The 21,134-nt window shown below is 66.2% G+C and carries 23 protein-coding genes, 1 tRNA gene and 1 pseudogene; 15 read left to right on the plus strand and 10 right to left on the minus strand.

What is annotated here, in order from left to right; translation table 11 throughout:
* The first annotated feature begins 92 nt into the window (after positions 1-92).
* Positions 93-1,010: an MBL fold metallo-hydrolase gene (locus JOD31_RS08370; protein WP_246482396.1), complete on the plus strand. Its 918-nt coding sequence runs from the start codon at positions 93-95 to the stop codon at positions 1,008-1,010.
* Between the two features lie 174 nt (positions 1,011-1,184).
* Here JOD31_RS08370 and JOD31_RS08375 read toward each other — a convergent pair whose 3' ends face one another.
* From JOD31_RS08375 to JOD31_RS08385, 3 genes are read right to left on the minus strand one after another with little or no spacing between them, the layout of a single operon-like run.
* Positions 1,185-2,165 (minus strand): tripartite tricarboxylate transporter substrate binding protein, encoded by a 981-nt coding sequence (locus tag JOD31_RS08375; RefSeq protein WP_204949887.1) that lies wholly within the window; start codon positions 2,163-2,165, stop codon positions 1,185-1,187.
* A 51-nt stretch (positions 2,166-2,216) separates the two neighbouring features.
* Positions 2,217-3,581 carry an FAD-dependent oxidoreductase gene (locus JOD31_RS08380; RefSeq protein ID WP_204949888.1) on the minus strand — a complete coding sequence of 455 codons (1,365 nt, stop codon included), beginning with the start codon at positions 3,579-3,581 and terminating at the stop codon, positions 2,217-2,219.
* Positions 3,582-3,619: 38 nt separating this feature from the next.
* Positions 3,620-4,360, minus strand: coding sequence for a GntR family transcriptional regulator (locus tag JOD31_RS08385; RefSeq protein WP_204949889.1), 741 nt, complete (start codon positions 4,358-4,360; stop codon positions 3,620-3,622).
* 277 nt (positions 4,361-4,637) lie between these two features.
* Between JOD31_RS08385 and JOD31_RS08390 the strand changes: the two genes are divergently transcribed.
* Both JOD31_RS08390 and JOD31_RS08395 read left to right on the plus strand, forming a co-directional pair.
* Entirely contained in the window at positions 4,638-5,651 is a 1,014-nt protein-coding gene (locus JOD31_RS08390) for a DMT family transporter (RefSeq protein ID WP_204949890.1), read from the plus strand.
* Positions 5,652-5,718: 67 nt separating this feature from the next.
* Positions 5,719-6,564, plus strand: a complete 846-nt coding sequence (locus JOD31_RS08395; RefSeq protein WP_204949891.1) for an MOSC domain-containing protein — start codon at positions 5,719-5,721, stop codon at positions 6,562-6,564.
* A gap of 37 nt (positions 6,565-6,601) precedes the next feature.
* On the opposite strand, the gene JOD31_RS08400 is transcribed toward JOD31_RS08395, so the two are convergent.
* From JOD31_RS08400 to JOD31_RS08415, 4 genes are read right to left on the minus strand one after another with little or no spacing between them, the layout of a single operon-like run.
* Complete coding sequence (locus JOD31_RS08400; protein ID WP_204949892.1) at positions 6,602-7,879, minus strand: TRAP transporter large permease; 1,278 nt, start codon at positions 7,877-7,879, stop codon at positions 6,602-6,604.
* A complete protein-coding gene (locus JOD31_RS08405; protein ID WP_204949893.1) occupies positions 7,876-8,418 on the minus strand; it encodes a TRAP transporter small permease in 543 nt (180 codons plus the stop codon). The genes JOD31_RS08400 and JOD31_RS08405 overlap by 4 nt, the downstream gene beginning before the upstream one ends.
* Entirely contained in the window at positions 8,411-9,082 is a 672-nt protein-coding gene (locus JOD31_RS08410; protein ID WP_204949894.1) for a cyclase family protein, read from the minus strand. The genes JOD31_RS08405 and JOD31_RS08410 overlap by 8 nt, the downstream gene beginning before the upstream one ends.
* 5 nt (positions 9,083-9,087) lie before the next feature.
* A complete protein-coding gene (locus JOD31_RS08415) occupies positions 9,088-10,089 on the minus strand; it encodes a TRAP transporter substrate-binding protein (RefSeq protein WP_204949895.1) in 1,002 nt (333 codons plus the stop codon).
* Positions 10,090-10,562: 473 nt separating this feature from the next.
* On the opposite strand from JOD31_RS08415, the gene JOD31_RS08420 reads away from it, so the two are divergent.
* Both JOD31_RS08420 and JOD31_RS08425 read left to right on the plus strand, forming a co-directional pair.
* Positions 10,563-10,639 (plus strand) — tRNA-Arg (locus JOD31_RS08420).
* Between the two features lie 223 nt (positions 10,640-10,862).
* Entirely contained in the window at positions 10,863-11,111 is a 249-nt protein-coding gene (locus JOD31_RS08425) for a hypothetical protein (protein WP_204949896.1), read from the plus strand.
* A 40-nt stretch (positions 11,112-11,151) separates the two neighbouring features.
* On the opposite strand, the gene JOD31_RS08430 is transcribed toward JOD31_RS08425, so the two are convergent.
* The gene (locus tag JOD31_RS08430; RefSeq protein WP_204949897.1) at positions 11,152-11,610 is read right to left on the minus strand and encodes a Ros/MucR family transcriptional regulator; all 459 of its coding nucleotides are present in this window, start codon (positions 11,608-11,610) and stop codon (positions 11,152-11,154) included.
* A gap of 260 nt (positions 11,611-11,870) precedes the next feature.
* A complete protein-coding gene (locus tag JOD31_RS08435) occupies positions 11,871-12,587 on the minus strand; it encodes a hypothetical protein (RefSeq protein ID WP_204949898.1) in 717 nt (238 codons plus the stop codon).
* Between the two features lie 146 nt (positions 12,588-12,733).
* On the opposite strand from JOD31_RS08435, the gene JOD31_RS08440 reads away from it, so the two are divergent.
* From JOD31_RS08440 to JOD31_RS08460, 5 genes are all read left to right on the plus strand, one after another.
* A complete protein-coding gene (locus JOD31_RS08440; RefSeq protein WP_204949899.1) occupies positions 12,734-13,075 on the plus strand; it encodes a thermonuclease family protein in 342 nt (113 codons plus the stop codon).
* Positions 13,076-13,447: 372 nt separating this feature from the next.
* Positions 13,448-14,491: a calcium-binding protein gene (locus tag JOD31_RS19630; RefSeq protein WP_204949900.1), complete on the plus strand. Its 1,044-nt coding sequence runs from the start codon at positions 13,448-13,450 to the stop codon at positions 14,489-14,491.
* Positions 14,492-14,666: 175 nt separating this feature from the next.
* Entirely contained in the window at positions 14,667-15,395 is a 729-nt protein-coding gene (locus JOD31_RS08450; RefSeq protein WP_204949901.1) for a helix-turn-helix transcriptional regulator, read from the plus strand.
* Between the two features lie 81 nt (positions 15,396-15,476).
* Entirely contained in the window at positions 15,477-16,121 is a 645-nt protein-coding gene (locus JOD31_RS08455) for an acyl-homoserine-lactone synthase (RefSeq protein ID WP_204949902.1), read from the plus strand.
* A gap of 13 nt (positions 16,122-16,134) precedes the next feature.
* Positions 16,135-16,890 (plus strand): enoyl-CoA hydratase-related protein, encoded by a 756-nt coding sequence (locus tag JOD31_RS08460; RefSeq protein WP_204949903.1) that lies wholly within the window; start codon positions 16,135-16,137, stop codon positions 16,888-16,890.
* Between the two features lie 608 nt (positions 16,891-17,498).
* Here JOD31_RS08460 and JOD31_RS08465 read toward each other — a convergent pair.
* Positions 17,499-18,208, minus strand: a pseudogene (locus tag JOD31_RS08465) (SOS response-associated peptidase).
* 274 nt (positions 18,209-18,482) lie between these two features.
* Here JOD31_RS08465 and JOD31_RS08470 point away from each other — a divergent pair.
* From JOD31_RS08470 to JOD31_RS08490, 5 genes are all read left to right on the plus strand, one after another.
* Positions 18,483-18,674, plus strand: a complete 192-nt coding sequence (locus JOD31_RS08470; protein WP_204949904.1) for a hypothetical protein — start codon at positions 18,483-18,485, stop codon at positions 18,672-18,674.
* Between the two features lie 556 nt (positions 18,675-19,230).
* A complete protein-coding gene (locus JOD31_RS08475) occupies positions 19,231-19,416 on the plus strand; it encodes a hypothetical protein (protein WP_204949905.1) in 186 nt (61 codons plus the stop codon).
* A 324-nt stretch (positions 19,417-19,740) separates the two neighbouring features.
* The gene (locus JOD31_RS08480) at positions 19,741-20,070 is read left to right on the plus strand and encodes a hypothetical protein (RefSeq protein ID WP_204949906.1); all 330 of its coding nucleotides are present in this window, start codon (positions 19,741-19,743) and stop codon (positions 20,068-20,070) included.
* Entirely contained in the window at positions 20,067-20,597 is a 531-nt protein-coding gene (locus JOD31_RS08485; protein WP_204949907.1) for a helix-turn-helix domain-containing protein, read from the plus strand. Before JOD31_RS08480 ends, JOD31_RS08485 begins: the two co-directional genes overlap by 4 nt.
* Positions 20,598-20,776: 179 nt before the next feature.
* A complete protein-coding gene (locus JOD31_RS08490; RefSeq protein ID WP_204949908.1) occupies positions 20,777-21,040 on the plus strand; it encodes a DUF1883 domain-containing protein in 264 nt (87 codons plus the stop codon).
* Positions 21,041-21,134 lie beyond the last annotated feature (94 nt).

The following is a 21,134-nucleotide window of genomic DNA, read 5'->3' on the forward strand; positions in this document are numbered from 1 at the left end:
GCGGAATCCTCGGCGGCGCGCTGAAGACCGCTCAGCCGCAAGCCGCCGCTTTCGCTTCCGCCATGGCGATCAAATCTCGGAAGGATGCAGAAATGGACATCGGATCTCCTGTCCGGGCTCCTCTTGCGAAGCCCCATGACCTGGTGCCGTCACGCTATGCCGTGCGCGTCGGCGACATCGACGTGCTGGTGATCAGCGACGGGGTGCTGCCGCTCCCCACCGCAATGCTGGGGCACAACGCCGCCCTGGCCGACCGGACCGCCTGGCTGGACGAGATGTTCCTGCCGCGGGAGGCGTTCGACTGGTCGCTCAACGTGGTCGTGGTTCACAGCGGCGACCAGACGATCCTCATCGACGCGGGTCTCGGCTTCGATCCGGACCTCAATCTGCCGCGCGCCGGGCAACTGATCATGCGGCTGGAGGCCGCCGGCATCGATCTTGGGTCGGTCACCGACGTGGTGCTCACCCACATGCACATGGATCACGTCGGCGGCCTTCTCGTGGACGGCGTGAAGGACGCGCTGCGTCCGGACCTGCGGATCCACGTCGCGGCCGCCGAGGTCGCGTTCTGGGAGGCTCCGGACTTTTCCCTCACCTCCATGCCGCAAGGATTTCCGGACGCGCTGAAGTCCGCCGCCAAGCGGTTTGTGATCGCCTACCGCGACCAGTTGCGGATGTTCGAGGACGAGCATGAGGTGGCGCCCGGAGTTGTGGTCCAGCGCATCGGCGGCCACACTCCGGGACACAGCGTCGTTCGCGTCGCCTCCGGCGGCGACCGGCTGACCTTCGCCGGCGACGCGGTGTTCACGGTCGGGTTCGATCATCCCGATTGGCACAACGGCTTCGAGCACGACCCGGAGGAGGCCGCCCGCGTCAGGGTCAGGCTTCTGCGAGAGCTTGCGGCGACCGGCGAACAGCTGGTCGCGACCCACCTGCCGTTTCCGTCCGTCGGCCGGGTCGCGGTCGAGGGCGAAACGTTCCGCTGGGCGCCGGCGTACTGGGACTACTGATCTGAAGTCGGGGTGAGGCATCGGATCTGGGACGCGCTCCACCTTGGCGCCTGCGCGTCCCAAGTCCTCAAATCATCTCTGCCGTTCCGAGCAAGAAGCGAAAATTTGGCCCTCGCAGATTCAGGTCCCGACGGCGTTAGAGGGCGACCAGCCCTTCCCCTCGTCCGAGGCTCGTCATTCGATCCGGATCCGGCTTTCCTTCGCGACCGTCTCCCACCGGCTGTAGTCCGCCTCGAGCAGTTTCTGAAAAGCCGCGCCGGTTTTCGCCGTCACCACCGCGCCGTCCTTGGTGAAGAGGTCAGAAACCTTGGGCTGGCGCATGGCGTTCCCGGACACGCTCGCAATACGGTCGACGATCGGCTGCGGGGTTCCAGCCCGCACCATGATGCCAAACCACGCCCCGACATCAAAGTCGGGATAGCCGGACTCGGCCATTGTGGGAACGTTCGGCAGGATGGACGAACGCTGTCTGGAGCTCACCGCGAGCGGCCGCAGCTTGCCGGCGCGTATGTTCGCGATGCAGGCGACGATGTTATCGAACATCATATCGACCCGGCCGGTCGTGAGGTCGAGCTGCGCCGGCCCGCTGCCGCGATAGGGCACATGGACGATGTCGATCCCGGCGGTGAGCTTGAGGAACTCGCTCGCCATCTGGTGCGAGGTGCCGGGGCCGGAAGATGCGAAGCTGATGCCGCCGGGCTTTTCCTTGGCGAGAGCGACAAGCTCCTGCACCGAATTCGCCTTTACGTCCGGATGCACCACGAGCACCAGAGGCATCGTCGTAAGCTCGATGACGGGGATGAAGTCCTTGCGCGGATCGAAGGTCAGCTTCTTCATCGTGACCGCCGTGATCGTGTGAGCGGCGGTCGCCATCAGCAGCGTGTAGCCGTCGGCGGGCGCAGCCGCGACCGATCCTGTGCCGATGGCGCCGCCCGCCCCCGGCTTGTTCTCGATGACGATCGGCTGGCCGAGCATGTCGCCCATCGACGCGCCGAGGGCGCGCGACAGGATGTCGGAGGCGCTCCCCGGCGGGAACGGCACGGTGATCTGGACCGGCTTGGCGGGCCAATCCGACGCACCGGCACGCGCCTTAGTCAGAAAGACCGGCGCCGCAAGCGCGCCGGCCCCGAGGGCGAGAAACTCCCTACGCCGCATGTCAAACCTCCCAATGCAAAGCTTCTTGTTTTTGATTTTTGAGTCCGGTCGTCAGGCTGTTCGCCGCTCGCGTGGCTCCTCGCTCTCGCCGAGAAAGGCCCCGTCGGCGACGAGCTGCTTCTGCAGGTCCGCGACGTCGAGATGGGCGACCGGCGCGTTGCCGCGAGCGGCCAGCGCAGCAGCCGTTCCGGCGGCTTGGCCAGTCACTATGCAGGGCGCCATGTTGCGCGTCGCGCCGTGGGCGAAGTGAGTAGCCGAAAGGCAGCGGCCGGCGACGATCAGGTTGTCGATCCCCTGCGGCAGCAGCGAGCGGTAAGGCACGTCGAACGCGCCGTCGCCGCCGACGTCCACGAAATAGGCCTGGCCGGTGTCCGGATGGTGGATGTCCACGGGGAAGCAGATCTGCCCGACCGTATCGTCGAACTTGCGGCCCTCAAGCACGTCCTCCTTCGTGATCTCGTAGCGCCCGAGGATATTGCGGCTCTCACGAACGCCCGCCACCACCTGCGGCGCGAAATAGCCGCGCTCGAACCCCGGCACGTGCTTCACGAGGAAGTTGCCGGCCTTCACGCACTGCCGCGTGAGATCCTGGAAGGCGCGCGACATCGCAAGCGGATCGGTGCCGTCGACGCCGAAAACCGCCGAGGTGTTGACGTTGATGCGGTCCGGCCAGACCGTGTTGAAAAACACCTTGTGGTCGCGGTTCGGGAAGATCTTCTCCTCCGCGATGACATCGTTCCAGGCGCTGAACGTACCGTTGAAGTAGACCGGGATAGGCTCGCTCTCGCCGGGCTTGTCGGCCATCGCGGGCCCGACTTCGCCGAGCGTCTTCGCGATGAGGCGGGTATCGACGCGGTGGAAGTGCATCAGCATCGAGACCGGCTGCATCTTGCCGGTGCCTTCCTCGCCCTTTCGGGTGGGGGCCCCCGCCAGCGCCGCGATGTCGGCGTCTCCACTGGTGTCGATGTAGGAGGCCGCGACGACGCGGCGCAGCCCGCCCTTCATCGCGACGGTGAGCGCATCGATCGCGTCGCCGTCCCGCTCCACGCCCACGACGCTCGCGCCATAGATCACCTGGCAGCCGGCCTCGGCCAGCATCTCGCTCGCAAGGATGCGGAACCAGTCGCCGTCGACCGGAGTCACCGCGCTGACGAAGCCGTCATAGGGGATATGGCCAACCGCGGCGCCGATGGCCTTCAGGCGGTCGACCATTTCCTGCGCGAGGCCGAAGACGGTCTGGCGGCGGTCGCGCGTCAGGAAGCTGTGGAGGCAGAGGCCTGTGGTCGCGTTGCCGCCCACGAAGGGACGCGGCTCCAGAACCACGGCATTGGCTCCGGCTCGCGCCGCGGCGATGCCGGCCGCGACGCCGGTCACGCCGCCGCCAACCACCACAACGTCAAAAGTCATCTCGTCCATGTCACGCGTCTCCCATGCGCAGTCTTCGTCTCGCGCGCTTAGCGCGCTTGTTCGGTGTCTAGGCCGTTGAGATTGGCGAGCTGCCGCAACGCCTCACCGTCGTCCTGCCCCTGATCGATCTGAAGCACGGCGTCGGTGATGCGGCGGCCGGCGCGGGCGATGTGGGCGCGCATCAGCGCCTCGGCCTTCTCGCCGTCGCGGGCGTCCAGCAGGTCGATGAGGCGGCCGTGCTCGTCGATCGACGCGGCGCGATGGCCGGGCGCCAAGAGCGACAGCCTTCGGTAGGTCGCGACCAGCGGATCGAGCGCCATCAAAGTGTTTTCGGCCCTGACGCTCCCCGCCACGGCCGCGATCACCGAATGGAACTCCCCGTTGAGAGCCACCAGCGAGGCGATGTCGTCGCGGCCGTTCGCCTCGAGCGTCCTCGTGTGGATCTTTCGCAGCGCGGAAATCTCGTCCGGGGAGATGCGGCCACAGGCGGCGCGGATCATCGCGCCCTCGATGGCGGCGCGCAGAAAATAGACCTCCGCCACGTCCTGAGGCTTTGGCCGGAACACCCGGAGTCCTCGGGGCGTGCTCTCCACAAGACCATTCGCCACCAGCCGCTTCACGGCCTCGCGCACCGGCGTTCGGCTGATCTCGAGCTCCTCCGCGAGCTTGACCTCGGAGATCATGTCTCCGCCGCGCAGGCGCCCCGAGACGATCATCTCGCGGATGGTCTCATAGGCCTGTTCGTAGCGGGTCGGGGCTGCGTCGGCGCGGCTTGGGATCTTCTGCATGGATCCCTGTATGCAGGTATCCATGCAGAAGATCAAGCCGGCTCGTTATTTGTCAATTTATTTTACATTTCGGCTGTACGCGGCTGCGCGCGGGCGTCGGCGGCAGCCTGCCGCCGCCGGGAGGGTGAACAAACCCTGAAGCCCGATCTGCGTCCGGCGCACGTCTGGCGCGCGTGGGCGCTCGATCATCTTTCCCCCGCGCCGCCGGCTCCTCTGGTAGACCTTGATCCGCCTCGCCCTCTGCGCAAGTCCGTCCACTGCACGCACCTCGAGTCCCATGAGCCCCCCGCCGTCCATCGCCTCGGCCGACGCCGCCGAGCCGGCGTCCGTCGCCGCGCCCCGCATCCCGCTCCCCCTTCCCTCCACCGACAACGCGTCTCTCGCGATCGGCCTGGTCGTGGCGGCGACGGCGTGTTTCTCGGCGGGCGACGTGGCCGCCAAGATGCTCGCGGCCACGCTTCCGGCGGTCCAGGTCACGTGGATGCGCTACACCGTGTTCGCGACCATGGTGGTCGTCGCCGCGCTGATCATCGGCGGGCCCCGGACGCTGCGCCCGAAGAGCGTCAAGCTCCAGCTCCTGCGCGGCGTCGCCACCTCGAGCTCGGCGCTGTTCTTCATCCTCGGCCTGAGGAGCCTCGACGTCGCCCAGGCGACGGCGATCCACTACATGTCGCCGATCTTCATCACCGCGCTGTCGATCCCGCTGCTCGGCGAGCGGGTCGGGGCGCACCGATGGGCCGCCGCAGCGCTCGGCTTCGCCGGCGTGCTGATCGTGATGCGGCCGTTCGGCGCGTCGTTCACGCTCGCGGCGCTGCTGCCGGCCGCAGGGGCCATGGCCTGGGCGCTCGGCGCTGTCGTCACGCGCAAGATGGCGGCCGACCGGCCCGAGACGACGCTCGCCTGGTCGGCGATCGTCGGCCTCGCCCTGCTGAGCGTCCTCGTCCCCTTCGCCTGGCGCATGCCGACGGCGCATGAGGCGGGCATCGCCATCGCCATGGGCGTCTGCTCGACCGCCGGCCACGGTCTGCTGGTTGTCGCGCTGCGCCGCGCGGCGGCGTCAACGCTCGCGCCGTTCTCCTATGTGCAGATCCTGTTCGCCGTCGCCGTCAGCTTCGTCGTGTTCGGGCGCCTGCCGGATCTCTGGACGATCGCCGGCGGAGCCGTGATCGCGGCGAGCGGCGTCTACGTCGCCCACCGCGAGCGCGTCTCCTCGCGCGCGCCGCGAGTGTCGTCGCGCTTCGCGGACGACCCGCACGTGGTCGCGGAGGCCGAGGCGGCCCCGCCTCGCTGACGGCGACGGGGAGCCCCGGCGGGGCACGGATCTTGCGTACGGCCAAGGCCTTACAGGAGATTGGCTGATGCCCGCAGGTCACGTTTCGGCGCTTTGGCGCTATCCCGTCAAATCCATTCTCGGGATGAGCGTCGCCGAGGCGCCGCTGACGGCGGCGGGCCTGCTCAACGATCGGGCCTACGCTGTGATCGACGTCGAGACCGGCAAGATCGCAAGCGCCAAGCGGCCCCAGCTGTGGCGCAGGATGCTCGAGCTTTCCGCCGTCGCCGACGCGGACGGCGGCTACGGCGTGCGCTTCCCTGAGGGGGACGTGGTCGCGCTGGACGACCCCGCGCTGGACGGTCGGCTGTGCGCCTTCCTTGGCCGCGAGGTGCGGCTCAAGGCCCAGGCCGCGGCGACCGACGCCCTCGACCGCGCCGTTCCGGACGAGGTCTTGGACGCCGGCGAAGGCGCCGAGGTGCAGTCGACCCATCTCGTGCTGGCCCAAGCCTCACCCGAAGGCGGGTTCTTCGATTACGCGCCCTTCCACGTGGTGACCCGCGCGAGCCTCGACGCGGTGAGCCGTGCGCTCGGCGACGACAGCATTCTCGCCCAGCGCTACCGCGCGAACATCGTGCTCGACATGCCCGACGCCGAGCCCTTCGCGGAGAACGGCTGGGCCGGCCGCGAGCTGAGGATCGGGCCCGACGTGGTGCTCACGCTGATCGGCGCGACGCCGCGGTGCGCGGTCCCCATGCTCGCCCACGGCGACCTGCCGCGCGCGCCCGGCGCCCTGACGAAGGTGGTGGAGCTCAACCGGATCGAGCTGCCGGAGTTCGGGCCGGGCCTCTACCCCTGCCTCGGCGCCTTCGCGACCCTGACCTCCGCCGGCGTCGCCGCGGTGAACGACGCCGCTGAGCTTTCCGACGCCTGACGACGGGGCGCGGAAGGCCGGGACCCTCCGCGCAGCGTCAATACAGCATTCGCGCGGGCACGAGCACCAGCGCCGGGAACAGCGTGAGGATGACCAGCACGATCAGCTGCGCGATCAGGAACGGCCACACGCCCTTGATCGCGAGCGCGAGCGGCACCTTGCCGACCGCGGAGACGACGTTGAGCACCGTGCCGACCGGCGGGGTGATCAGCCCGATCGCGTTGTTCATCACGAACAGCACGCCGAAGTAGACCGGGTCGATGCCCGCCTGCTTGACGATCGGCATCAGCACCGGCGTCAGGATCAGGATCGTCGGGATGAAGTCGAGCGCGGTGCCGACGATCACCACCAGCAGCATGATCACGGCCATCAGGATGACCTTGTCGTGCTTGAACGGGTCGAGCATCGCCGAGACTTCGGCCGGGATGTTCGCGATCGCGATGAGGTAGGCCGAGACCGAGGCCGCGGCGACGAGGAACATGACCGCGGCCGAGGTGCGGACCGCCATCAGCATGGCCTCGTAGAGCTTCGGCAGCGTCAGCTCGCGGTAGACGAAGGCGCCCACGAGCACCGCGTAGACCGCCGCGACGACCGCCGCTTCCGTCGGCGTGAACACGCCGCCCTTGAGGCCGCCGATGATGATGATCGGCAGGCCGAGCGCCAGCGCCGCGTCGAGAAGGGCGCGCCCCGCCTCGCCCCAGCTCTTGCGCTCCATCGGCTGGACCTTGTCGCGCTGCGACACCACCCACCAGGCGACCGCGAGCGAGAGGCCGAGCAGCAGGCCCGGCACGATGCCGGTGAGGAACAGCCGGGTGATCGACACGCCCCCGATGACGCCGAACACGATGTAGCCGATCGACGGCGACAGCACCGGCGCGATGATGCCGCCCGAGGCGATCAGCCCCGAGGAGCGGCCGACGTCGTAGCCGGCCTGCCGCATCACCGGCAGCAGCATGGAGGCGAGCGCCGCGGTGTCCGCAACCGCCGAGCCCGACATGCTGGCGAGCAGGATCGCGGTGAAGATCGCCACATAGCCGAGCCCGCCGCGCAGATGGCCGACGAGCGTGAGCCCGAGCGTCACCAGCCGCTTCGACAGGCCGCCCGCGTTCATGGCTTCGCCCGCGAGCAAGAAGAACGGCACCGCGAGCAGCGGGAAGCTGTCCGCGCCGTTGACCATCTGCAGCGCGATCAGCTGCCAGTCGAGCGCGCCGAGGTGCCACATGAGAGCGCCGGCGGTGACGATCAGCGCGAAGGCGATCGGCATGCCCATGAAGATCGCGCCGAGCAGCACGAGCGAGAAGATGGCGACGGTCACGACACGCCCTCGGCGACGTTGGGCTCGATGACTTCGCCATGCGGCCCGGAGCGGATCAGGTCGACGAGATCGGCGAGGATGAGCAGCGACAGGCCGACGCCCGCGACCAGCGCGCTGGCGTAGACCCAGCCGGTGGGGAGCTCCGAGACCGGAAGCAGATTCTCGGCGTTCAGCAGCGCCTGGTCCCAGGCCCCGACTGCGAGCACGACGCAGCAGCCGAGCGACAGCACGTCGGTGACGATGCGGCAGAGCCAACGGCCGACCTTCGGCAGCGGCGCGAGGAACATGTCGACGCCGAGATGGCCCTTCTGGCGCATCACCACGACGGAGCCGAGAAAGATCAACCACACGAACAGGACTCGCGACACCTCTTCGGCGACGGTGATGCCGCTGTCGAAGCCGTAGCGCAGCACGACGTTGCCGAAGACCAGCACGATCATCACGCCGAGGATCGCAACCAGCAGCGCCTCGAGCCCGCGGAACCCGAGGTCGACCGCGCGCCCGAGCCCGCGCCGCGGCGGGGACGAAGGGTCAGACATCGAGGCCCTCGATGGCGTAGGCGCGGGCCGGCGCTCCGTCCGCGTTGGGGATCAGCAGCGGCGCGGCGCTGAGCAGCACGCGCGGCGCGCGGATCTCGGCGGTGTTGACGAGGTATTCGATCAGCGTGACGCCGTTCCGGAGCAGCACGTCGTGGGTGACGTGCTCGTCGTTCGGCACGGCCTCCCCCTTCAGCAGCAGGCGGATCGGGTAGTCCTGCGGGAAGTCGAAGGCGACCGCCGTCGGCCGCCGCTCCCACAGCCAGTCCGCAGCCTCCCGGGTGAGCCAGGGCGCCTCGGTCCAGAACGCGGGGGTCGTGTGGTCCCGCCGCGCCGCCCACCGGGTCGCGAGCAGCAGGATCTCGCCCTCCGGCCCGCCGGGGTCCGCGGCGGCCAGCGCCTCCGGCCCGATCGGTGCGTTCGCCGGCGCCGACGAGAGGTCGAACACCCGGCAGGGACCGACGACGCGCTCGAGCGGCGTCGCCTCGATGGTGGGGCCGCCCGCCACGAAATGCGCCTGCGCGTCCACATGGGTGAAGCCGTGGCAGGTGGTGGCGATGCGGGTGACGCGGAACTGGTCGCCCGCGGCGAGGTCGCCCTTGACGGTGACCTCGGGAGACCACCGGAAGTGGCTCTCCATGGGCATGCTGAGATCGACGACGCGCATCGGGCTCAGCTCGCGGCGGAGGTGATCTTGTCGACGAGCTCGTGACCGAACTTCGCGACGTACTCGGCCTTCACCGTGTCCGCCACCAACGCCCGGAACGCGCTCACGTCGATGTCCTCGACCACCTTCATGCCGTCGTTCTTCAGCTCGGCGACGGCGACCTTCTCGCCCTCGACGTTCATCTGGCGCTGGAACACCGCGGCCTCCCGGGCGGCGGAGACGAGGGCCGCGCGCAGGTCCTCGGAGAGGCCGTCGAACTTGGTCTTGTTCATCACCAGCGGGGCGGTGGTGAAGGCGTGGCGGGTGAGCGACAGGTGCTTCTGCACCTCGAAGAACTTGGCGTTCAGGATCAGCGTGACCGGGTTCTCCTGGCCGTCGATCGAGCCCATCTCGAGCGCCGTGAAGAGCTCCGTGAAGGCCATCGGCGTCGGCACCGCGCCCAGCAGCCGGAAGGCCTGGATGTGCGCCGGGTTCGGCGTGGTGCGGATCTTCAGGCCCTTCACGTCGGCGGGCGTCTTCACCGCGCGGCGGTTGTTGGTGAGGTTGCGCCAGCCGACCTCCCAGGTGGAGAGCGCCTTCAGGTTCGACCCCGAGAGGCCCTCGCGCAGGTCGTCGCCGATCGGCCCGTCCAGCACCGCCGCCACATGGGCGCGGTCGTTGAACAGGTACGGCAGGTCGAGCACGTTCAGCTTGGGCGCGAGGCCGGTGAAGAACGGGTTGCCGGTGAGGCAGATGTCGAGCGTGCCGCCGCGCACGCTCGCGATCATGGTCGGATCGTTGCCGAGCGCGCCGTTGGCGTAGACCTCGACGGCGATCCGGCCGCCGGTCTTCTCCTTCACCAACTCCGCGAAGCGCAGCCCGCCCTTGTGGAAGGCGTCGACCTCCGGGTGCGGATGGCCGAAGCGAAGCTTGAGCGGCGCCTGCGCGCGGGCCCGTGAGCCGGTCGCGACGAAGGCGGTCGCGGCGGCGGCGCCGGCGATGACGGCGCGGCGGGAGAGAGCGGTCATGAGCAGTCCTCCTGGTGGCCGCCCGGCGCCCGGAGGCGCGGACGCGCCAGCGCCCGTGAGGGCGAGCGGCTGCGTTCCGCGCCAGGCGGCGGCGGCGGCGGTCTTTGCGATGAGGAGGCGTCCGCCTGTCCCGGCGGGTCGCCCGTCCCGAAGTTGCGTTTCCCAGCCGCTGGCGATCTTCACGTCGCCGTCAGCCGCCATATACTGCATGCAGCATGCGGCGTAATGCAACAGCGATGTTTCGACCGTGACGAAGACTTCGGAGGCTTGAGGCGGCCGGAGCGCTCTCCTCCGCGACGACGCCGTGCGGCGCCGGGCGACCGGCCCCTGGCGCGCTCCTCGCCCGGCTGTTCCGCATGCGGCCCTGAATGGACCGCGACGCCCCGCCCGACCCGCCCGACGTCCATCCCCGCCAATGCGTTCGCCCCGATTGCCCCGCGCGCCGCGATCGGCTAGGTTCCGCGCCGGCTCAGGCACCCGTAGCTCAGCTGGATAGAGCGCTGCCCTCCGAAGGCAGAGGTCAGAGGTTCGAATCCTCTCGGGTGCGCCAGATTTTTCGTTATTTTGCAAAGGCTTATGGGGACGGGCCAGCTTTCTCGCCTGGCGTCCCACATAGCTGTCCCACACCACGCGCGCAGCCAGGCCGGTCAACGACGCTCGCCGTCACGCTGCTGGTCGCGGCGCCGATCGCCGGGTGTCAGACGACGTCCGAGGTCGAATACGAGCGCTCGCAGCGGCTCGCGGCCTTTCAGGGCTCGACGCTGGCGCGGTTCATGGACGCGACGGGGCTGACGCCAACCGACGCGTATCCGATCACCGGCGGGAAGGTGTTCGTGTTCGACGGGCCGACCGTCGTCTCGACACTTCCGGCGACGCAGTGGACGCCCGCCGTCTCGCGCGCAGCGGCGTGCCGGCTGCTGATCTCGGCGAGCCCCGCCCCGGGCGTCGCCGCCGGCACCGCCGACAGCTGGGTCATCACAGGGACGACCCGCTCGGGTCCCTGCCAGACGCTGCCGATCTGACGAGCGCCCGCGGTCGCTCGTCAGATTGAGGCTGAATGAGCTACGCGGCCTTGGCGGCCGGCTTCCGTCCACGCTTGGCGGGAGCCGGCACCGCGGCGGCCGGCGCGCGCTGCTGGCCCAGGCCCATCTTCTTCGCGAGCGCGGAGCGCGACGCCGCGTAGTTCGGGGCGACCATCGGATAATCGGCCGGAAGGCCCCACTTCGCGCGGTAGTCCTCGGGGCTCATGTCGTACTTCGAGCGCAGGTGCCGCTTGAGCGACTTGAACTGCTTTCCGTCCTCGAGGCAGATGATGTAGTCGGGCGTCAGCGACTTCTTCACCGACACCGCGGGCTTCAGCTCGACGACGGGCTCTTCGATCTTACCCTTTGCGGCCGCGGCGAGAGCCGCGTGAACCGAATGGATAAGGTCCGGAAGCTCAGTCGCGCGCACAGAGTTGTTGCCGACATAGGCGCTCACGACGTCTGCAGCCAGCGCGATGAAATCCGTTTCGTATTCCATGTATCGAAGCTCCGTTTCAGATCGTCTTGAGATGATCTAATCCGGCGCAATACGCAAGCTCAATCCAAAACATTCGTAAGGCGGAGAAGGTCGTCGGCTTCCAGTATCTAAGCCTGCACTGTAAGATTGCCGCTAATTTCTGCGAATTATGGCTGGACCGGCCACTTTAATCAGCACCCCAACACCTGCCAACATCGCATGTCCTCCCCTGCGCTCCGCGAGGCGCATCGCTATCGTCTGGATTGGCTAACGCTGGAGGCTCAGCGCCGAGCCTCGCGCCGCGCGATCATCGCGGCCGGGACGTCTTCCGGGTAGCAGAACAAGCTCCGGCCGCCGGCGCGCGAATAGGCGGACCGTCCGCCGCAGCGCCGCCCGCCGCGGTCGCGGTCGTCCGGGCAACCGCAAGACCCGCTGTACGACGCGCGGCTCTCCTGGACGATCAGCGCCGCGATCCCGCCGGCGGCGGCGAGCGTCTCCAGGGAAGGCGCTTCAACCGTTACAGGCCCCTTCCGCGAGGCCGGCGAGGGTGCAGCCTTCGGCGCTTCGAATGCCGCGGCCGGCAGCCAGCCGCGCCGCCCATCCGACAGCTCGACGTCGCGCCAGGCTCCGCGCGTGCCGCGCTCAATCACGACCTCGTCGGGCTCGACCGAACCCGCTTTCGCGGCCTTGCCCTTCGGCTCTCGTCGCAGCGTGGCGGACTGCCGGACCGTAATGGTTGGCACCACGATGACGGCGGGCGGTTCGGCCAACGGCGCCGCGGCGCGCACCGGCTCGGGTGGCGCAGACAGGGTGACAAGGTCGATCGGCGGGCGGGGCGCGGGAGCCGGGGGCGCTGGCGCATGGACGATCGCTGCCGGTGCGGGCGCTACCGCCACAAACGGGGCAGGGGCGGCGGTCGGGCTCGTGGATTGATTGTGCCCAATGGCGGCGAACACAGCGAGGCCGGCGAGCAAGACGACGCCCTTCACGCGCGACATGCGGTTCCCCTTCAAAGCCAGAAGGCGCGCATGGTATCGGACGGTCACAGACAGCGGCGCCCGGAGAACCACCTATTCGCACGACCACAATCGCGATCGCCGCTGCGATCCTGGCGACGTCTGGGCCGGCTGCCCCAGCTCAAGAATTGACCGGCCGAGCGTCCGTCGTCGACGGCGACACGATCCGGGTGGATGGCGAGCGCATCCGCCTTCGCTCCGAGGCCGGGCCGATCGACGCGCCGGAGCTTCGGTCCGCGAAGTGCCCGCTCGAGCTGTTCCGGGCGGAGGCCGCGCGCGATAGGCTGAAGGCGCTCCTGAAGGACCGCGATCCTCTGATCGAGCGCACCGGCGCCGACCGCTACGGGCGCACCGTCGCCGTCGTGCGTGTGGACGGAAAGGACATAGGCGCGGTTCTGATCGCGGAGGGGCACGCGAAGCCGTGGCCGTCGCTGCGCAAGGCGGATAGGCCAAAATGGTGCGAGGGGTGACGTAAGTACACTTCAGCGAGCCATTCAGATCGCGACTGAGGCGCACGCCGGGCAGGTCGACAAGGCTGGTGCCCCGTACATCCAGCACTCGATGCGCGTCACATTGCGCCACGGCCTTTGAGATGTGTCAGCCAGCGCCGCCGGCGTCGCGACATCTGCTTAATTGGACGAACCCTCCGCTCTCAATGCCGGGCCCACGACCTAACCGGCGCCTAAAAAAGCGACGCCGGGATCTTTTATGCGTCTATGCAAGTGCCTCTTGCAGAACGAGACAGCCGAATGCAGAAATTCGGCGCTGACGACAGCGACCGCTCGACTATGTCGGCGCGTCCGTGGGGGACGGTCTAGGGTGGTCGCCAGCAGGGGGAAAGAATGACTGTCTATCGTGGAACGGACGGTGCGGATAATCGCACTGGTAGCTCGCTGAACGACCGACTGTACGGCTTGCTTGGTAATGACACGCTGAAGGGAGCCGCTGGGGATGATTACATTTCCGGCGGGCGCGGCGACGACAGTCTCGATGGTGGGGTTGGCCGAGATCAACTTGATGGCGGGATCGGCGCGGACGTACTCTTCGGCGGCGAGGGAGACGACTACCTCGACGGCGGGCAAGATAACGTGCGTGACAAACTGTACGGCGGGGCTGGCGACGACGTCGTCCAGGCGCGCGCCAACGACGTGGCAGACGGCGGCGCGGGCGATGTCGACACGTTGATCCTGACCTCGGATTTCGCGAACATTGGCGGCGACGCTACGCTTTACCGGATCGACCTCTCCGGGATCGACGGCGCGTCCTACGCTTCGACGGGGTTTGCGGGCGTCAAGGCCATGAACTTCGAGCAGGCCAACGTCGTCATCGCCGACGCCGCGGCGCGCTCGACCATCACGGGCAGCAAGGGGCATGACGTCATCGCGGTGAGCGTTGCGGAAGGCCAGACGTCGGGCGTTACGATCAAGGGAGGCGCCGGCAACGACGAGCTGACCGGCTCGTCCCTGAAAGACGTGCTCTACGGCGACGCCGGCGAGGACATCATCGACGGCGGCGCGGGCGCGGACGTGCTGTTCGGCGGAGCCGGCAGCGACCTGTTTCACGCGGTGCTGGAGTTCACCTACCCCGGCGGTCCCAAGCAGGCCGTCGACACGATCCGCGACTTCGGCGCAGACGATTTCATTCTCGTCACCGACGAAATCTACCCTGGGTTTGGTCCGTCGTTCGAGACGCTTGACCTCAATAACCCGCTCGTCTCCGGCTCGGCGCCGAAGGCCAACTCGACCGGCGGACAGTTCCTCTACAACACGACGAGCGGCCTGTTGTCCTACGATCCCGACGGTAAAGGCTCTCAGGCGGCGATCGATCTCTACAAGCTGACCGGCGCGCCCACCCTTACTGTCAACGACTTCATCCTCGACATTTGATGAGGATATCCGCCGGCGCGCTGGCCTACGCGCGCGCCGGCGGGCCTCCCGGACCACTTGGCTTCACCGTTCCAAGTACGTTAGATGTCCATCAGTTTGAATACCTAGAGGGCATGGACTCTGCTTCGTAACTTTATGATTAATAAAGCCCTGCACGCGCTTGGGGGAGCGACGAGTGGTTGGCTTTACGAAGGTTCAAGAGGCAATCGAGGCGGTAACCCAGGGCGGAACCCCTGAGGATGTTTTCCGAGAGCTTTTGAAAATCGTGGAGCCTTACGGGCTTACGAACTTAATAGCCGGGACGATGCCGTCACCCCGATCCACTAAATCGAAGGCGAAACAACACCTGTGGTCAGAGCGCCATCCCCCAGGTTGGATGGAGCGCTACCTTCAAAAAGGCTATGTATTTGATGACCCTGTGATCCGCCGTATTCATGGGGAGTTGAGCGCATTCCGTTGGCGCGATGCTCCTTTGTCTTTAGGTATCGAGAGCCGTCAACGGCTGATCATGAATGAGGCCCGGGATTTTGGGCTGCGTGACGGCTTAGCGGTCCCGATCGTTCTCACGGACGGTTCGCTCGGGTCTGTTTCATTTGGCGGCTCCCACGTCGACGTGCCCCCTGAAGCCGTTGGAGCGATCAACCTTATCGCGATCTACGCGATGGGGCGCGCCGTCCAGCTCCGCACCGAAGCGGAGATCGGCGCCCGTGCCCGCCTTACGCCTCGGGAAGTCGACGCCCTCCGTTGGGCTGCGGAGGGGAAAACGCTCTCCCAAATCGGCACTTGTTTGGGCATCTCGGATCGAACGGTCGAACATCACCTGAAATCGGCTGCTGTGAAGCTCGGCGCGGCCAACCGAGCCCACACCATCGCTGAAGCGTTCAGGGCGGGCTTAATTACCTGAAATCCAATATTTACTAGGGGAATTTCCCCATACAGAACAATTGAATGGATCGACAAAGTCCTCGTAGTTCAGGAGGGCGCGATGATCCAAATATACGCCGGCTGCGATGTTGATCGGTACCAAGACGTTTTCGACGAAGTTTTTCGGTTCCGGCACGAGGTGTTCGTCGAGCAGATGGGGTGGGAGGATATTCGCCGGTGTGACGGCCGGGAGATCGATCAGTTCGACGACGCGTTTGCAGTTCACATGGTCGCTACACGCAACGGACAACTGGCCGGCTACCAGCGCATGCTCTCGATGGGACGGCCTAACCTCCTCAGCGAGATCTACCCGGACATCTGCGAGCTCGAACTGCCGTCCGGAGACGACGTCTGGGAACTGACGCGCTATGCGGTCGCCCCCGCGTTTCGCGAAGGCAAGCGCGCTACGGGAAGCGTGGGAACCGAGCTGATCGCTGGCTTCGTTGAATGGGGGCTGGCGTCTGGGATTTACAAGGTCGTCATTGAGTTCGAACCGATGTGGGTCTTCCGGGCGATGGGCCTGGGTTTTCTTCCGCGGCCTCTCGGGCTTCCCAGCGAATTGGGCGATCAAACGATCGTGCCGACCGAAGTCACTTTCGACCAACGGACCTTGCTAAAAATCCGCGCGGCTATGCAACAGCACGAGCCCGTCATCCAGTTCATGGGGACTCTTGCAGAGCAGCGGCGCACCGCCGCCGCCTCCTGATCGGGAGTCGGCCATGTGCGGGTTTTCTCTGAAGCGTGACGGCGCCGTGGGCGTGCTTCATCTCTCGTCGGGCCGCTCAAGCCTGACCCTTGACGATCTCGCTGCGCTGGCACGATTGCTCGAAGAAGCGGGCCGCGAGCCTCAACTGCGGGTTCTTCTTTTCAGCGGACCCGCAGGCACATTCTGCGCAGGCGGCGATCTCGCTGATTTCCTCAGATGTCAGGACCTCGACATCCTTGAGGGTGTGGTCCGCCGCTTCATGCGCGCGTTGGCGTTTGCCGACAAAACGATGATCGCCGCTGTCGACGGGGCCGCGATTGGGCTCGGCATGACCATGTTGCTCCACTTCGACCTCGTCTTCGCGAGCTCGACGAGCACTTTCGCGGCGCCCTTCACCGACCTCGGCCTCATACCCGAGGCAGGCTCGACGCTGCTCGCGCCGGCCTGTCTCGGGCGGATGAAAGCGTTTCAGGTTCTCTGTCTGGGCGAAACGCTGAACGCTGCGGAGGCCGACCGCCTGGGCCTGGCGATCAAGGTTGACGGTGATGTCTCTGCGCAAGCGCTCGATACAGCGCGACTTCTCGCACGCAAGCCCGCCGCCGCCCTCGCTGCAACACGTCGCTTTCTCCGTGGAGACCTCAACACGCTTTCGGCCCGGATCGATGCGGAGATCGCTCACTTCCGGACCCAACTGGAAGATGCGCATACCGTCCGCCGGCTTTCTCGCATCACGCGATTGGCCGGGGCGCACAGATCGGCCGCCGCTTAACTCAAGGACCCGCCATGAGAGACGAAATATCGCTCGAAGCTAAGTCCGCGGCAGACCATCGAACAATGGCCGCGCTGACTAACTCTCTGCCGCCGAGCACCCGGAGCGCGCTGATCGCGTTCCTGTATCTCGCCGATCCTCTGGCGCCCGTAAGCGCCGACTGCGACATTGACTGCAACGGTAAATTGAGGTTTGAAATACGAACAACTCCAAGGCAATAACGTGTCCACGCCACCCGATCGATCAGTTGGCGATGAGGCGCACGCTGATGAGCCAGATCGCCCCTTGCTCGTCGGCGTGCGGATTATCCCTCTGAACGAAGCGCCAATTGCCGCGGAAACCATTGCCTACGGCATCTTCGGTCGAGTGCAGGTGTTCGACCGAATGGAAGGCCCGTTTCAGAGCGCATGCCTATGGTTCGATGCTGTTCTTGAGGCGGAACCCACTAGCGAGTTCTTTTTACTGACCTACCGAGGTGAGCTATTGGCTGCGAGATGCCCCGTGCGCATAGCTGAAGCTACGCGCCTCGACGCCAAGAGAACGGGCAATCCAACTTCACCGAAGGGAGGGACGCGCAAAAGGTCCCTGTGAATGGTCGCTCGCTGTAGTCAAGCGTCGTCGTTCCGCAGCAGCTCCATCTGGTAGGTCTCCGTCGCTGGCGAGATCTCGTCCACGTCCTGGCGCAGCCCTCGCGCCACGATGATCAGCGCGTCGTTCGGCAACGGCCGCTGCAGCGCCTTCGCCTCGTTCCAGTCAGCGCGCAGCCAGACGTCGATCTCCTCCGCCGTTTTCAGGAGCACCGGCATCGCCTTGGGATGGATCGGCGCGACGACCGCGTTTGGCTCAGTGGTGAGGAAGCCGTAAGCGTCGACGGTCACCTCGCCCTCGGCCTTCTTCCTCACGCTTGTCCAGGTCGTCCAGATGCCCGCGAACGCCGCCAGCGGGCGGCTCTCGTCGCGGGCGAACCACACGACTTCCTTCTTCCCGCCCGGCAGCGTGTCGTACTCGCTGAAGCTCGAGAACGGCACGACGCAGCGGTTCGCAGGCCCGAGCCAGCGGTGCCAGTGCGGCGAGGCGGTGTTGCGGATGTTCGTAACGCCGGGATCGGTCGTGCGGCCCTTCAGCGCCAACACCGGCGACGGCATGCCCAGCGCGCCAGCGCAAGCTCGCGGCCCTCGGCACCCTCGCGCACGATCGGCGCGGGATAGTCCGGGAAGATGCCCGGCATCGGCGGCACGTTGCCGGTGCGGTCGGCCATTGCGCGCGTCAGCTCGCGGATCGCCGCCTGGCCTTTGGTAAGCGAATAGAGGTTGAACATGCGGCCAGACTGCAGCGCGCGGCACATGCCCTACGTCAAAGCTGCGAGAGCTGGTCCTATAGGATGCTACTGCACGTGTCGGCACGGCGCGCCTAAGGGCCGCGGGCGGGGTTTGTACGGATGGCGCCCGGGCCCCGCTCGGTCCTAGAACGGTCGCCCGGTCAGACGGAGAAGGGCCCCCGAACCTTTGAGCTGTCTGAGAAAATCGCCATCCTCGCGGGCACTGATGGCTGGCCGGAACAGGGATCGGACTGGGTAAGAGATGCCATATCGAGTGAGCTGCGGAGCTTCGGTCGGCCGCACGACAATCATCGAGCACTCGGCGAAGGCCGCGCTCCATCGGGTGCGCCAACTTCAGGATGAGGGTCAGGAAAATATCGTCGTCAGCCATCTCGAGAAGGGCGAACTGACGATCCTGGAGCTCGAGGCGGCCGCCGCCGAGGATGCGACGCAGGCTCCTGTCTGAGAACCCAGCCCTCGCGCTCTCCCGTGAGAGAGCCCCTCAAGGGAGATGATCGCGCTGTCCCTCAGCCGGCGTCGGACGCTTCCTCTGTGGGATGTGCGCGTCCGTCCATCGTGGCATCCTCGCCGCGCAGCCGGATGGGGGATCATGCGCGAACGAGAGAAACTGGAGCGCCACTCTCGGTCCGCGTCGCTGTCGCACGCCAGGGCGCGCTTGAGACCGGAAGCCAAGGCCCGAACGCCTGCCTCCTCGCGCGACGTGGCAACGGAGATCCTCTGGGCCGCGGAAGCCCAGCTGAAGGCTCAGAACGCTGAGGACGCGGAGTGGGTGCGGCGGACGGCTCGTGTTCCGCGCGCCGAGGGCGGCGTGCTCTGGGTCGTCGTAGCCCTTGCGATGGCCGCCGCCGGCGCCAGCGCACTCTCCGCCTGGGTACTCGGCGCTTTGCCGTAACCCGCCCGGGAGGCGGCGACGTCATTAGCGCGGGGCGATAGCGAGCTTGAAAGCTCCCTACGCCAGAACAATCTGACCCGTGGCGGTGCTTGTCAGGGGAGGTTGTGCGGTGGCCTACACGGTCTTTGCCCAACAGGACCAAGTGTCCATTGCGACGACAGTTCCGACCGCAGTCGACGCCTTAAAACTTGCCCAGCGGTTCGCGCAGGAAGGTGGCGAGGAACACATCCTGGTCAGTGATGAGACCGGATGGGTTCTGACCCTCGACGAGCTTGAGGAAATGGTAAGGCACTGAAGGTCGACATTATCGGTCCCGGCAGAGTTCCAAGGATCCAGAGGCCATGTCCCCTGAGCCGGTGGGCGGTCCGGCTTCGCGACGAGCGTCGCGGACGCCCTCGTGATGTTGGATGCTCGGCGATCGACCGGGCGCGGCGGCATGAGCGGCAGTGGCACGGATATGCGGCCTCGAAGACACAATTTTCCGCCGCCGACACTTTAACGTCGCATTCTTGCGCCTATCATATTGACAGGTGACAACCTGTCAGGCTGATAGGAGGAGAGCGGCGCAGGGAGGGCCAAAGGCCGATAGCGTATGAGCGGAAGAGCACCGGAGAGGGTCTTGGCGAACTTCCGCCCCCGACCTTCCGACCTGGAAGCAACAATCCGCCGCTTGGCTATAGACCCCGACAATGTGCGATGGCGCTCGCAGGCATACGAAACGCACGCGGAGAAGCGTCAAGGCGAGCGCGACATCTTCGATGACATGATGTTCGACGTTTTGCGTACCGGTTACCTCGCCGGTGACATCGAACCGGGCAGCCGCCCGGGCGAATGGAAGGCCAAAATGTGTAAGGCCATGCGAGGGAGAAGAGAGATCGGCGTAATCACGATCGTGATCAATATGCAGAAACTCTTCGTTAAAACAGTAGAATGGGAAGATCTGAGATGACAAGCCGGGAGCATTTTATCTTCAGTGGCGAACAGCGCGCTCAGGTTCCTTATCACTACCGCGAATGCGGTCTGGATAACGTTTGGCTTGAGAACGGCTTTACACGAGAGATCTATGAGGGCGAGGAGTACGTCAGCGTGCATGACGTTGACGGTCTCTGGAAAGCGATTGGGCTGAGCCTGGTGTCCGATAAGAAGACCCTCTCTCCGAAAGAGATCTTCTTCCTCCGCCGGCACATGAAGCTCACTCAGTCAGAGCTAGCCACCCGTCTACGCGTTGACGACCAGACCGTGGCGCGATGGGAAAAGGGCAAAGTGAAGCTGCCTGGGCCGGCTGATCTTGCGCTGCGCGCCGCCTTTCTGGGATCGGAGATCTGTCAACCCGAAGGGCGCGACATCTTAGTACAGTGGGAAGAAACCGTGCGCCGTCTCATCACCAAAGACGAGACGGGGTGCATTGAGTACGTCTTCCAGAAGGACCAGAACCATTGGTCTGAAAGCTTTGCCGAAACCCGTCTCCGAGCCTAAGGGTTCCGGTCGCCGAACGCGTTGACTTCCGTATAGCCAGCGCGTTCGGCGATTGCAGATGCGACGTTGTTAAGGCGGCAGGCTCGAGCGAGCAGAGTGCGCTAAGGCACAATCTGAGCCAGTTCGACGGCCGCTGGCTAATTAAACTGATCTCCACGGGCCTAGGAGAGCCGATTGACATGAGCTTCATTCACGGCGAAGAGCATCTATCAGCCGGCGACGTGGTCGTCGTGGACTGTGACCATCAGGTCAACGTGCTGCTTCTCGACGATACGAATTTTAGTTACTACAGGCGGGGCCAGCGTTTCCAATATCACGGCGGTTTTTACGATCGCTTCCCCGTGCGGATTACAGCTCCGTCAACAGGCGATTGGAACATTGTGATCGCCTTACCGCCCGGCCGTCGCGCCAACATCCGCTACAACATCAGTGTTGTCCGATAGCGCTTGACCAAGATGCAGTTCAGCGTGTGGGCCGCGTAGCCGCTCTTGAGGCCGCGCGCGCCGTTGAGGTCATGCGCGCCAGCGGCCCAGTGCA

It is taken from the genome of Methylopila capsulata (assembly GCF_016907975.1).
Lineage (GTDB): Bacteria > Pseudomonadota > Alphaproteobacteria > Rhizobiales > Methylopilaceae > Methylopila > Methylopila capsulata.